Annotated in this window: 7 protein-coding genes; all 7 read right to left on the reverse strand. The window is 59.7% G+C overall.

Features of this window, described 5'->3' with window-relative positions; genetic code table 11:
* Positions 1–26: 26 nt before the first annotated feature.
* Entirely contained in the window at positions 27–683 is a 657-nt protein-coding gene (nth, locus tag L248_RS01590; protein WP_245585260.1) for an endonuclease III, read from the reverse strand.
* Between the two features lie 36 nt (positions 684–719).
* Positions 720–1,325 carry a DnaD domain-containing protein gene (locus L248_RS01595; RefSeq protein WP_022528292.1) on the reverse strand — a complete coding sequence of 202 codons (606 nt, stop codon included), beginning with the start codon at positions 1,323–1,325 and terminating at the stop codon, positions 720–722.
* Positions 1,326–1,415: 90 nt separating this feature from the next.
* A complete protein-coding gene (gene asnS, locus L248_RS01600; RefSeq protein ID WP_022528293.1) occupies positions 1,416–2,720 on the reverse strand; it encodes an asparagine--tRNA ligase in 1,305 nt (434 codons plus the stop codon).
* A 44-nt stretch (positions 2,721–2,764) separates the two neighbouring features.
* Positions 2,765–3,235: a PepSY domain-containing protein gene (locus L248_RS01605; RefSeq protein WP_022528294.1), complete on the reverse strand. Its 471-nt coding sequence runs from the start codon at positions 3,233–3,235 to the stop codon at positions 2,765–2,767.
* Positions 3,236–3,312: 77 nt separating this feature from the next.
* Positions 3,313–6,108, reverse strand: coding sequence for a helicase C-terminal domain-containing protein (locus tag L248_RS01610; protein WP_022528295.1), 2,796 nt, complete (start codon positions 6,106–6,108; stop codon positions 3,313–3,315).
* A gap of 4 nt (positions 6,109–6,112) precedes the next feature.
* Entirely contained in the window at positions 6,113–9,880 is a 3,768-nt protein-coding gene (addA, locus tag L248_RS01615; protein WP_022528296.1) for a helicase-exonuclease AddAB subunit AddA, read from the reverse strand.
* Positions 9,873–13,556, reverse strand: a complete 3,684-nt coding sequence (locus L248_RS01620) for a PD-(D/E)XK nuclease family protein (RefSeq protein ID WP_022528297.1) — start codon at positions 13,554–13,556, stop codon at positions 9,873–9,875. The genes addA and L248_RS01620 overlap by 8 nt, the downstream gene beginning before the upstream one ends.
* Positions 13,557–13,733: the final 177 nt, after the last annotated feature.

Raw genomic sequence — 13,733 nt, forward strand, 5'->3', positions numbered from 1 at the left:
GCGCCGGGCCGTAGCGACATTCTGACTTACCCTTTCTTCAAATTCACCTGCCCCGTCGCACAATAAGCCGCTAACGGACACTCGCCGCACCGCGGAGCACGGGCGGTACAGTATTGGCGGCCAAAGAGGATGAGGGTGTGGTGCCCTTGGACCCACTCTGCCGGCGGCAGGGCTGCGGTCCAGCGGTCTTCGATCTGCCGCACGCTGGCCTTGGCCGGGACAATGGGCAGGCGCTTGGAGATGCGGGTGACGTGGGTATCGACGGCGAAGCTGGGGACACCAAAAGCATCGCCCAGGACCACGCTGGCGGTTTTGCGCCCCACCCCAGGCAGTTTTTCTAATGCTGCTCGGTCTTGCGGTACCTCGCCGGCGTATTGCGCGGTAAGGATCGCGGCTGTTTCTTGAATATGCCGTGCCTTGGTATGGAACAGGCCAATCGTGCGGATAAACTGTTCAATGTCGCTGATTGGGGCGGCGGCCAGCGCGGCCGGGGTCGGGTAAGCCCTAAACAGTGCCGGGGTCGCTAAGTTGACGGCGGCATCGGTGGTTTGGGCGCTCAGAATCACCGCAATGAGCAGCTGGTAGGGGGAATCGGCGTGCAAGGATCCCTGGGCGTCGGGAATCAACTGGAAAAGTTGGTGCATGCCCCAGCGCATCCGGGTATCCGACCATAGATGAGCCATCGCCATCAGTCCTTTCTTACTTCGGGTATACGCATATCAGAACCGCTTGCGTTCAGCCCGTTCCCGTTCGGCGTCGGCCTTGGTCCGAATACCGCGCTGCTCCCAATTCAGCAGGATCCTGTCCATGTACTTCAGGGAACGGACCTGGTTCAATACCGCCTCGCGCAACGCCAGTTCCACCAGCGCGGGATCGTAATGATCGTCGTCCAGCCAGGCGCTGATGGTCTCCTGCTCGATCGGCGACAAGGGCCGGCCGAATTCCACCTCGATCTCGTCGAAGAGGCGCTGGCGGGTGAGCGGCGGTGCCGTCGTCCCGGAACCGCCGTCAGGACTGGCGGCGAGTTTCTCCTGTAACCGTGCATACAGCGGGCTCAAGTCATACCAGTCGATCTGTTTGCCCTGCGCGTCTTCCTGGGAACGCAGGTCGATGACGCCCTTATCCAGCATCTCGTGCAGCGCCGTATAAATATCCTGCTCGCTGAAGCCGGTACGCTCGGCGATGTCCCGGACGGCCGGGAACCGGTCGCCGCGCGCGGCGAAGCTGACCATCTGCAAATAGATGAGCAGCTGCTGGTTGCTGATACCTAAGGCCCGGTAATGCTGCAAGACCAGGTCAGAAATGCTGATCAATGGGGCTTTCATAAGGTCCTGCCAAGAATTCAATCGTATGATCCTCCCTTATCGTGAGAAAAAAGGCCAGCCGCAATGACTGACCTTCGGATAATACCGTAATTACGGACGCAGACGGTTGATCATCCGCGGGAACGGAATGGCTTCCCGCACGTGGTCCAAGTGGCAGATCCAGGTGATGGCCCGCTCCAGACCCATGCCGAAACCGCTGTGCGGCACACTGCCGTACTTGCGCAGATCCAAGTACCAGCCGTAGTCGTCCAGACTCAGATGGTGATCGAGAATGCTTTGCTTGAGCACGTCGTAGTTATCTTCCCGTTCGCTGCCGCCGATAATCTCGCCGTACCCTTCCGGGGCCAGCAAGTCAGCACAGATATAGACGTCGTCCCGAGTGGGATGGCTCTTCATGTAGAAGGACTTGACCGCTTTGGGATAGTTCATCACGAAGACCGGCTGCTCGAATTGGTCAGAAATGTACGTCTCTTCCGGCGAGCCAAAGTCGGCCCCCCACTTGGTGTCATACCCGGCACTTTGCAGCATTTCGATAGCCTTATCGTAGGTGATCCGGGGGAACGGTGTCTTGGTGTAGCGCTTCAAGATCTCCGGGTCCCGGTCCAGCAGCTTCAAGTCATAAGCACACTTGTCCAGCACGCATTGCACCATGTAGGCGATGTAGCGTTCTTGAATCTGGAGGCTTTCTTCCTGGTGCATGAAGGCCATCTCCGGCTCCATCTGCCAGAATTCCGTCAGGTGGCGGCGGGTCTTGGACTTCTCTGCCCGGAACGTGGGGCCGAACGAGAAGACCTTACCGTAGGCCATCGCGCCGGCTTCCATGTAAAGCTGACCGGACTGGGACAGATAGGCATCGGTATCGAAGTAATCGATGTGGAACAGTTCCGTCGTGCCTTCCGGCGCACTGTTAGTGATTTCCGGCGGGTCCATCTTGATGAACCCTTCCTTGTTGAAGAATTCATAGGTGGCGCGGATCATCTCGTTACGGATATGCATGATGGCGAACGGTTTGCGGGACCGCAGCCACAGATGGCGGTGATCCAGCAAGAAATCGATGCCGTGTTCCTTCGGGGTGATGGGATAACCCTCGGATTCGCCGACCATTTCGATGTTGCTGATCTCGATCTCGTACCCGAAGTGGGACCGCTTATCTTCGTGGATCTCGCCGGTGACCCAGAAGCTGGCTTCTTGGTGCATTTCCTTCGCCAGGTTCCAGACCTCTTCGGTGACCGCGTTCTTCACGACGACGCCCTGGAAGAAGGCGGTGCCGTCGCGCAGCTGCAAGAAAGAAATTTTCCCGCTGGAGCGTTTATCGGTCAGCCACGCGCCGATGCGGACAGTTTCGCCGACGTGTTTCGGCGAATCGATAATACTGATGTGTTCAGGTTCAGACATTGATTGACCTCCCAAAAGTTAAATACAGAGCCGTTGACACCGGCTCACGATGCAGTAACGGGCTTGCCCGTCTTGAAGTTTAACAGGACGTATTGATATGTCCCGTCCCGCTGGCGCAGAGTCACTTCCCACGCCGGGATCTTTTTGTACAGGCCCAAGGCCACGTGCGTCACCGTCGCCTGGGCGTGGTCCGCGCGGGCTTGCTGCCGGGCCTCAGCGGCACTTAAACCGCTGCTGGCGGCCAGTGTCCGCGTGCGGCCAGTCTTGGCATTGATGATCACGAAGACATTTTTCCCCGACCGCTGCTTGCCACCCACGGTGTAATCCGTTTCGTTGCGGTTGAACAGATAGAATGATTGCGGTGTTTGCACACCCGCCACCCGGGCCGCGACGGCGGTCGCCTGCTTCTCGGCGTTGCGGCGAGGAGCGGTGGCGACGAAGTAAACACTGATGACCGTCGCGATGATGACCACCAGCGCACCCCAATAGGCCCATTTTTGCCAAGCCGAGCGCACAGGAATCCCCCTTTTTGCTTTCAGAAATGCATCTGGCGTCCATTATAACAATTATTGGCGAGGCGTGGGGCAGCAATTCACGGCTTAACGTTTTTTACAGGGATGCCGCTAAGAAAATCAGCCGTCGCTTGGGGAATTTGGGCCCCCGGCAGTTCAATTTTGGGTACCGTGCGCGGCAGGTCTTGGAGCATGGCATGCCCCCAACGCTCCGTCATGATGCGCCGGTCGAGAATGATCATCACCCCGTGGTCTTGGCGGGAGCGGAATAAACGGCCAAACGCCTGGGTCAGCCGCTGCGTTGCCCGGGGCAGCGCATCCTGGAAGAACGGGTTGCCCCCCTGGGCGGTAATCAGATTGCTGCGCAGCTGGGTCAGCGGCCGGGTCGGCGGGTCGAAGGGCAGTCGAGTGACTACCAAGATCTGCAAAGTATCATTGGGCAGGTCGATGCCTTCCCAAAACGTCGCTGCACCGAGTAGAATCGCGCCGTCGGCCAGTTTGAATCGCTTCATCACTTTCTCTACTGACCCGGTGACCCCCTGGGCCAGCAGCTCCCGCTGCCCCACCAGACTGAGTTCCGACATGTCGTCGTACACTTGCTGGATCATGCTCAAGGAGTTAAACAGGATCAAAAGCCGCTGGGGATTCTTCAAACCCAGCTGTTCGATCATCCCGGCCAGGTATTCGGCATACGCGTCCGGCGGCGTTTCCTTGACGTCCGGTGCATCCGGGGCCATGAAGACGCGACCAAGGCGCTTATACGCAAACCCGTTCGGCAGGACCATTTTGACCGCCTCATCGCCGATTCCTAGGGGCTGGCAAAACGGCTGCCAGCTGCCCATGACGCGCAGCGTCGCGCCAACGTACAAGAACGGCGCAAAACGGCGGGTCACAGCAGCCCACAGCGGGCGAATGTCGACCTGTGCCCAATGCAGCGACACAGAGCGGATATCACCGTAGTTGCGCATCTGAACCACGAAACCCGCGCTGGGGTGACTGGCCATTTGGATACGGCTCAGCTGGTTCAGATCGTCAGCCAGCGGCGTCAGTTCTTGGGCGGCCGCGGTTAAAATGGCTGTCATCTCCCCTACCCGCTGGGTCCAGTGGCCAGGCTGGCGGGCAATGTAGTGCTGGAGCTGACTCAAAACGCTGAACAACTGGGTCAAGGTATCGTTCAGCTGGGTCAGATACCGCGTGAGGGTCTGCCAAGCCGCGCCATCGGGCTGCCAGAGCCGTTGAATCGGCTGGTTGCGTTCACTCCGCACGATATTGCCCCGGATCGCCTGGTCGTATAGAAAATCCTGAAGCTCGCTGAACCGGCTGGTGAGTATGTCGACGGCACTGCTGACGGCGACAATCTGATACCGGAACAGCTCACCATTGGTCCATTGTTCATGGCGCACGACATCGTCAATGGTGCCCTTGATCTGGTGCAGGTAGCGCAGCATCCGGGGCAGATTGCCCTTCGCCATCAGCGCGGCTACCGCACTGTCAGCGGCGTGCTGAGCTTCGTCAATGACCACCAGTGCCTGGCGGGCAAAGGGGGCTTCGTCATAGTGGCGGACAAAGTAAGCGTGGTTGGTGATCAATACCTGGGCCGCGTCCTGCCGGGCGTGGGCGCGGCGGAGAAAGTCGGCGGCCGACCAGGGCGAGTCCGCCGGTAATTCCTGGCCGCTGATAACAGCCGCGAACAACGGGGAACGATACGTAGTCAGCTGCAGCTCTTGCAGGTCGCCAGTAGCTGTTTCTGTCAGCCAAACCAAGATTTTCATCATCAATAATTGTTCGCCAGCGTTCAGGTCGGTCCGCGCCAACAGGCCGGCATATTGCGCCAAGTCAATGTAATGACTATCCGATTTGACGATTTCGACTCGCACGGTTTCGTGGAGCACCGCCGCGATGGCCGGCACCGTTTCACGGGCTAATTGATCCTGCAGGGTCAGTGTCGACGTCGCCACGATGATCTGCTGGCCGCTGGTCTGCTGCCGGATGAGAAGCGGCAGCAGGTAGCCCAGCGACTTGCCGCTGCCGGGCGCGGCTTCCACCAGGAGCGGGGTCTCCCCCGCCTCGGCCTGACGGTAAACGGCAGTCATCATCTTCATCTGTCTGGCCCGCACGGTAAAGCGCGGGCGGAGCAGTTTGGCTAACGCTGCCCGGCCGCTAGGAAAAACGGTGTGGGCATGGGCGGCCGGCGGTGCGGGTTGGGGCTTGCGCAGTGCTAATCCGCCAAGAATCAGGAACTGGTCACTTAAATCAGGCGGGTCGCTGGCCTTGGCCATCAACGCCAGATAATCACCGGTTTGCCGCAACAGGCCGCTGCCCATGGCTGCCAGACGCTGGCGGGTGACCTGGGGCAGCCGGTGCAGCCGGGCGTCGAGCAGCACAAAGAGGTGGGCGGTGGCGATGGCGTCACTGTCCGCCTGATGCGGGTCCTTGTGCTCGATGCCCAGCCATTTCGTCAAGTCGGACAATTTGTAACTCGGCACGGTGGGCAGGAGAATTTGCGCGAGCTGGACCGTATCAATGGCCCGTTGACCGATCGGCGACAAGCCCTGACCGGTAAATTCAGCGTTCAAAAACGGCAGGTCAAAGTTAACGTTGTGGGCGACAAAGACCGCCCCTTCCAGCAGCCCATGCAAGGTCGGTGCCAGCTCGGCAAAATCGGGGGCACTGGTCAGCTCCCGGTCCTTGATGCCTGTCAGATTGCGGATCGCCGGCAGCAATGCCTGGTGCGGGTCGATATTTTGGGCAACGGTGTCGATGATTTTTCCGTTTTTCACCAAGGCACAGCCGAATTGGATGATTCGGTCACCGCTGGCATAATCTGTGCCGGTCGTTTCCAAATCAACAACGGCGTACAGTTGGCCTGGCCGCATGGGTTCATTCTTCCTTTCTCACCGGAACTGGAATCAGCTTCTGCAACTCCACCGAGTAAACGTACTGCGCGGTCACGGGTGTGTGCAAAATGGCGCCTAGGGCAGCGCCGTAATATTGAAGCTGCAGCCGGTACTGGTCGGCCAGGTAAGCCTGCGGGTCGTGACGGCCGCGGACATGGTCGGTCTTGTAATCGAACAAGATAACCTGGTCGGATAAAGCAATATACCCGTCTATGATACCATGGATCAAAATATCAGCATCGGCCGGGAAGGCAATGCCGGCAGCCGTCTCGCCGAAGACCTCAGCGGGGGGCAGCAGCAAGGCAAAGGGCATCTCCCGGTGGACGGCGGTTGGCTGAGCCAACAGCTGCTGACCGACCGGCGTGGCGTAGAACGCCGCCACCCCGGCAGTATCGATCTGGGCGGCCGTGGCCGCATCGATCTGGCCGTCTGCCTGGAGCCGATCGATGGTCGCCGCCACTTGGTCTGCCGTGATGGCACCGCGGCTCAGGTCCATCTCCTGGAACACCAGGTGGGTCGCCGTACCCACCGTGGTGGACTGGGGCGGCTGGTCCTGCGTGAGAAACTTGGGCGGCGTGAACTCGTCGTCCTTCACATAGCGGAACGCGGGCGACTGGGTGTAGCCGCTGGCTTCCGTGGTGGTCAAGCGGGTATCGGTCAAGACCGGATCGTCCTGCGCTCGCTTGATTTCCGTGACTGTCTGGAAAGCCGCAGTGCGGGTCGCCTGGGCAAACCGGTACGGCGTGTGCCACGCCTGGGCTTGCGCGGTGATTTCCGGGAAGGCCTGGCGGCGCACACCGAGATTGGGCGCTGTCGTCGCGGCCGGTGTCGCAGCAGTAGGCGGGCAGACGGCGACGGTAATGGCCGGCTCCCCGAGCTGGTCCTCCGGGCTGACGGCTGCGGAAGCAGCCAGCGCGTCATTGACCGTTGGCAGCCGCAGGAGTGTCGGCATCAAGAGGTCCAAGATATTCTTGGCCGAGCGCCGCGCGGTTGTCGCCAGCAGCGGCTCCCCCGGCTGGATTGCGCCGGCCCACCCGGTGACGGCTTTGCCCAGCGCATCCTCGTCCTTGATCGATGCCACCACGTAAAGCGACTGGCGGGCGCGGGTCAAAGCGACGTAAAGCTTGCGCAGTTCTTCCGACTGAGCGGTACCGTGGATGATCTGCTGGCCATAGAAATGCTGGGGGGTGGGGACAGTCATGTGTCGGCTGTAATCCTTAATGGTCACTCCCACCCCGCCGGTGCGCGTCAGGGCGATGGCCGCCGCCCGTTCGTCCACCGGGTTGAATTGGTGCTGGGCGTTGAGCAGGAAGACCACCGGGAATTCCAGTCCCTTGCTGCCGTGGATCGTCATGACCGTGACCGCGTTCTCATCGGTACTGGTGACGGGAGAAATCGCCATGTCGTCCTGGTTCGCCCGCACCTGACGGATGAAGCGGATAAAGTTAAAAATCCCCCGAAACCCGTTGGCCTCGAAGTCGTTGGCCCGTTCGTACAAGGCGTGCAGGTTGGCCTGCCGCTGCTTGCCCGAAGGCATCCCGCCGGCATAGTCCAAGAAGCCGGTGTCCGCGTAGATCCGCCAGATGAGGTCGGCAATGCGGACCTGTTTGCTCAACGTCCGGTACTGGTCCAATTGCGCCGCCCAGTGCTGGGCCCGTTCATGCAACGGCGTGTGGATACTGCTGTCCGCCAAGTAGACCGCCCAGGCCATGTGGTACGGCCCTTGGCGGTGGTGGAGGCGAATGGTCGCTAAGTCGTCACTGGAGAAACCGACGATGGGCGAGCGCAGCCAGCCCACCAAAGGAATGTCCTGGTCCGGATTGTCGATCAGACTGAGATAATTCAGCATGACGGTGATTTCGGTGGTTTGGAAATACTCCTTCGCATCATTCATCACCACTGGCACGTTATGGTCGGTGAGCGTATCGAGAATGTCCAGGTTGTCGCCCCGGGTCGGGACGATGAGGGCGGCGTCGGCATAGGTCATGGGCCGGGTGCCCTGGGCGGCCTTATCGTAGATTGGGGTCTGGGCCGCGACCAGGGCCTTGATTTTTTCGGCCACGACGGCGGTCTGGGCTTGAATGCCGGTCAAGGGGACCGCGTCGGGGTCGTCGTCGGCCGCCGCTTGGTCGGGCACGAGCAAAACGGCGGCCTCGGCCCCCGTCTCCGGCGGATAATAAGCGGCACCGTACTGCAGCCGGGCATTCTCATCGTAGGCAACGTCCCCCACAGTGGGATCCATCAGCTGCTGGAACACATAGTTGACCATGTCGTCCACTGCTTCGGTAGAACGAAAGTTTTCGGCCAGGACAATGCGTTCGTCATCGGCGTCTGCAGTCCGCTGCGAAGCTGGCTGGTAATGGGTATACTTGCTGGCAAACAAGGACGGGTCGGCCTGGCGAAAGCCGTAAATCGACTGTTTGATGTCCCCCACCATGAACATATTGCCTGGGTGATCATGGGCGATCGTTGTCAGAATCGCCTCCTGCAGCGGATTCGTATCCTGATACTCATCCACCATGATTTCGTGATATTTTTCAGCATAAAATGTTTTGGGTTCGATGTCCGTTGCTGTCTTGGCGGTGAGGATACGCAGGGCGGCCAGTTCAATGTCCGCAAATTCGGCCAGACCGCGGCGCTGTTTGACCTGAGTCAGCGCGTCCGCGAAGGCACCGAGGACTTCGCTCAGTTTGCGGGTCAGGGCTTGGCCCCGGCCGAGCAGCGGCAGCCACTCAGCCAGGGGGAGCAAGAACGGGCCGGATACATAACTGGCGATTGCCTCTTTCAACGCGTTCCGGGCATTTTGAACTTGTGTTTTCAGCGTCCACAGGTCAGGTTCCAACGAATTCTGGCGATAACTGGGAAAGCGCGCGGCCATGACGTCTTGCGCCGCCTTCAGGGCGCCGCGTACGGCATCCCAGTCCCCGCTTTTAAGAATGGGCAGTTGAGCCGCTAAGACAGGCAGCTGTTTCGCCCCAAAAGTGTACAGTTTATCGAGATCCGTGACTGTACTGAGGGCTTCGACTTGATCCCGATACTGGGTAAATAAGTCGCTGTACGTCTGCACCAAGATTCCACGTAAATTGTTGGGCTCGTCCGGGGCAAACCAGGCCGCCCCGTTGACTCCCGCCGCCGTCAAGGGAAAGTCGTAGAGGCGCGGGACAGCCTTGATCCAGGCCGCTGGATCCGGACTCGCCATGGCCTTCGTGTACAGGGATTGCACGAGCCCGGTCAAGCCTTCGTCATCCCGGCTGCCAGAAAAGTTGGTGACGAGGTCAAGAAAAGCGGCGTCTTTCTCATCGTAATAGTGGTCCCGCACCTGTTCCCAGACTTGGTTCCAGAGAAGCTGCCGTTCGTTGTCGTCGCCCAGGGTGCGCACGGCCGGATCGTAGTCGATCACGTAATAGAACCGGCGCACGACCCGGGCACAAAAGGCATCCAGGGTGGCAATATCCGCTGACCCCAGCAGGGCCTGCTGCTTGCGCAGGTGGGTCTTGCGCAAATCGTCGCTTTCCGTCTCGGCTGCTTTGGCCAAAGCAGCGCGAATACGGTCCCGCATCTCAGCGGCAGCTGCTTGGGTGAACGTGACAATCAGCAAACGGTCGATGCTCTCCCCGTGGAGCAGTTTTTGAATGACCCGCTCCACCAGGACGGTCGTCTTGCCGGAACCCGCACTAGCCGACACCAGAATGTTGTGGCCGGCATGATCGACGGCGGCCTGCTGGCTGGCGGTGAACTTGGTGTTACTCATGATTGGTCTCCTTTCTCAAGCGGTCTGCCATCCGCTGCAGCACGTCGTCCTTCTTGCGCGTGGCAATCTCGCGGTAGCGGTTCTCCGGCAGCATGTGGTCGAAGTACATGATATCGCCATAGGGTGAATAGCGGAGCACCGAGGCCCCGTCGGCGAAGCGGGCCGGCTGCAGCGCAATCTGCCCCGTCAGGATCCCCCGGGCAGCGTGGGCAATCATGGCGGCATTGTAATCCAGGATGGTCTGCATCTGGTCTGCCGTGAGGGCGTTGCTGTTGGTGTAGCCCTTCTTACTATATTTGGCACTGCCGGCCAGAATGATGTTGCGGCCTGGACTGGTGTCGGCGTGTTCCAGGAACGTGTCATCAGCTAAGGCAATCCCAATCAGCTTATTTTCTTTCAACAACTGGTCGGTGAAGGCGTCCGCCGGCGCGGCTTTCTTCAAGGGAATGAGGGGTTCGGCGATGTGCAGGTAGAACCCGCCGGCGACGGTGGCGCTGCCGGGCAAAGCCAGGTCCGTCCCCTGCCCCAAAGCGTTAATCAAGGCTTGCAGATAGGTCTGCAGCTGCAGCGAGAGGCCGGTGAGGGCTTGGCTGTAGTCGAACTTATGCTCCGATGACTTGTAGTCGACGACGGTGAGAAAATCGCCGCCTTGAGGATCTTGATAGCCGTCGATGCGGTCGATCTTCCCCCTCAATCGCACGGTTTGGCCGCCACCCAAGGAATAACTGACGGCGGGCAGCGTGTGGGCCAAACCGACTTGCCCAAATTGAACTTCAGTTGCCAGCGGCCGCAGGTCGGAGCAAGCGGCTTGCTGCTGGAGGAGCCAGGCCATGTAATTCAAGGTCCGCTCCAGCAGCTGGCGCATGAAGGTCATCCGGCCGCTTCCGTTGAGGATGGCAAACAGCGGCTCATGGACCGCTTCTCCGGATAGGTCTGCCACCATTTGGCGCAGTGCCTCGGGACTGACGGCGGTAATGTCCTGATGATCAGCTTGGAGTTGTTTCACGAGATGATCCAGGACCCAATGGTAGAAACTGCCGGTCTCCGCTGGCGTCAGATCATAGGTGTCACGCTCCGTCACGTTCAAGCCGTAATGCAGAAAATATTCGTAAGGATTCTGGTAGTACTGCTCCAACCGGGAAACAGAAACACTGAGATGGTCACCGTACAAAGCATGGACGATGTCCGGGGACAGCGTCCCGACATCGTTGCGGTAACGCAGCGCACTGAGAATGAAACGATATAGGGGTTGCTCGGCAGCACTGGTGCCCTCCTGCAACGCTTGGGCGACAGCCTGCCAGTATAAGTTCTGCGGATCATCCCGCAACGCCCGGACAGCCCACGTGCCGGCGAGGGCCGGAGTGACCAGCCACGGGGTAATCGTACGGGTCGTGTCAGTTTGAATCAGCCGCTCGCCGGTGAGGTCGATGGCTGTAATGGTTAAGTCCAGGTAGTGCTGGATACGGGCGACGTAGGGGGACAGGCGTTGGTTCGTTTCCTGCTGGAGCTGCGGATAAGTTAAATACAAGGCGTCGGTGGCACTGAAAAAGCCCTTGTAAGCCGTATATTCTGCCGCGGCTAAAACATCCGTCGTTCCTTGAGCCAATTGCGGGTACAACAAACCGCTGGTGGGCGGCTGCGTCGCCGCCAAGGCTTGCTGCGCCGCAATGATTGCCTGGCGGTCCGTATCGTTGAGCAAGGTGGTCGACTCTACCGGGGCAGGCAGTGCGTTGGCCGTACTGCCGATCACGAAGGTGACCTTCGCCAGGCTGGGCACGGTGATTCCCAGGTCGGCAATCTGAACTGTATCTAAAACCGCTGGGATCTGGGCGTAACTGGCTGCCGCGAAGCCGGCCGTGAAGATGGCCACGAACATGTCCGGGTCAAAAGGTTCCTCCCCCAAAAGCTGAACATATTCATCGAGGAGCCGGGTCAGTTGAGCAAATGCTTGGCGCGGCCGGCTGGCGCCGACAGGGTCGCCGGCGGCCAGGGTGGTGTTGCGGAAGAAAGCCAATTGAGTCGTCAGCCCGTGCTCGGTCAAGAACGTATACAGCTGGCGCATGGCGGCTTCGCTGTTAGCCGCCTGCTGCCATTGTGTGACGAATGGCAATAGTTCCGCCGCAATGAATTGGTGGATCGGTTCTCCAGCAGACAACCGAGTCTGAACGTCGCTGGGATCGTCTTCGTCAGTGGGCACGCTGGTCAGTTCTGTCCAGGGCTGGGGTGCACTGAATTGGTTGCCGCGCAGGCCATGGGCCAGCGTGTAATTCTCTGCGGCATCCACTGCTTGTCGAAAAGCCGCCAAATAAGCCGGCGTCGTGGCGGCGGTCGTGGGCGCCGGGGTGTCAGCCGCTTGTTCCGCAACGGCTTGGGGCAAGACCAGCTCGGTCCGTAATAAACTGAACAGGTTCGCGTAGGTGACATTGCCGTTGAGCAGTTCGCCCAGCGCCGTCACTACCTGAACCAAAGGATGATTCGTCATATTCAGCGCCAGGTCGTAAAAATAAGGAACGTTGGCCTGCCGGAACGTCGGCGCAATGATCGTCTCGTATTTCTGCAAATCCGGCGTGAGGATACGGAAGTCGCCGTACCGGTAGTCGTTCTCCGGGTCCGCGACCAACCGGTGGATCTGGGCTGCCACGGCGGTCAGCTCGTCCTGGCGCGTCGCTGCTTGCCAGATGTGCACATGGCCGCTGTCTTGGGGCGGCGTCGGCGCCGTTTGGCCCCGGGCATTACTGATCCAGTACTGAGCCAGTGCCGCGAGTTCAGGCGCGTGGGCCGTGCGGGTCGTGACATAATGCAGCGCCGCGGGCTGGCCAGTCCGATTCTGGGCCAGCTGCGTGAGCTGGCGCAGCAACTGCGTACTAGGGGAGAAAAATGGCGTCTCTTGGCTGCTGGAATCTCCTTCGGCATCGTAGCGGTCCCCGACCATGGCAATCGTGGTCTGGTCGCACAAGCCCATCAGTGTTCCCACCAGTCCTAAAGTTTGCCCGTCTAAATGATCAAAGCCGTTAATGTACAACCGGGTGTGTGCGAACCAGTCCGGGTGGGCGGTAAATTCTTTAATGGCGTATTGGTTCAGCTGGTCCGGCGTCATAAAGGCTTGGTTCAGTTCTTGCTGGTAAGCCGCCATGATAATGGCCAAATCGTGCATCTTGGCTTGGAATTCCTGACTGCCGCCCTGCTCCGCTACCGCGGACAACGTGGCCGCGTCAATACTGGCATCGGTCAATTCGCTCAGTTGACGGCGCAGCTGCTCCAAGAAGCCCGGGTTACGGGTCTCCCCCCGGAAAAGCTGCAGCTGGTCGCCGCACTGCAGCAAGACCTTGGTCAAGATCATGGTCTGAGCCGTGGTCGTGGCGTTAAGCCGTTTGAACTGCGGATCGGTCTGCAAAAAATACCACAACAGCCGGTTGACCGTGAGCACCTGAATGTTTTGGAAGGCATGCACCGTCGTGTCGGCAAAGGGTGGTTCCTGGCTCAAAGCGCGGTACGTGACCCGCTCCATTTCATAGGCAATATGGTTGGGCACCAAATAAAAGATTTTCCCCTGCTCACCGCCGGCGGTCCATTCCCGTTCCACCCGGGCCATGTCTTTCACCAGGGTCTGCTGGGTGTCCTGCGTGGCCGTGCCCACAAACAGCCGCACCCGTTCCGTCCCCTTCTGCTGGTTCATTTTTCGTCTCTCCCATCCGTTTCTGACCGTTACTGATAGGTCCTATTTTCTCACAGGGAGACGGGTCAGGGCAAATACACGTTTGGTATGGCGGCGAATATTAGACTTGAAAGAAAAAAACGCGAAACCCGGCGATTTGGGCCCTCCGGCTGGCTGGGGCTGGAACGCCATGGGCAC

Origin of the sequence: Schleiferilactobacillus shenzhenensis LY-73, assembly GCF_000469325.1 — a bacterium.
GTDB classification, from domain to species: Bacteria; Bacillota; Bacilli; order Lactobacillales; family Lactobacillaceae; genus Schleiferilactobacillus; species Schleiferilactobacillus shenzhenensis.

Excerpts from the sequence above, each read along its gene's own strand:
- addA (WP_022528296.1), bottom strand. The coding sequence starts at position 9,880 with ATGAGTAACACCAAGTTCACCGCCAGCCAGCAGGCCGCCGTCGATCAT.
- L248_RS01620 (WP_022528297.1), bottom strand. The coding sequence starts at position 13,556 with ATGAACCAGCAGAAGGGGACGGAACGGGTGCGGCTGTTTGTGGGCACG.
- L248_RS01595 (WP_022528292.1), bottom strand. The coding sequence starts at position 1,325 with ATGAAAGCCCCATTGATCAGCATTTCTGACCTGGTCTTGCAGCATTAC.
- nth (WP_245585260.1), bottom strand. The coding sequence starts at position 683 with ATGGCTCATCTATGGTCGGATACCCGGATGCGCTGGGGCATGCACCAA.
- asnS (WP_022528293.1), bottom strand. The coding sequence starts at position 2,720 with ATGTCTGAACCTGAACACATCAGTATTATCGATTCGCCGAAACACGTC.
- L248_RS01610 (WP_022528295.1), bottom strand. The coding sequence starts at position 6,108 with ATGCGGCCAGGCCAACTGTACGCCGTTGTTGATTTGGAAACGACCGGC.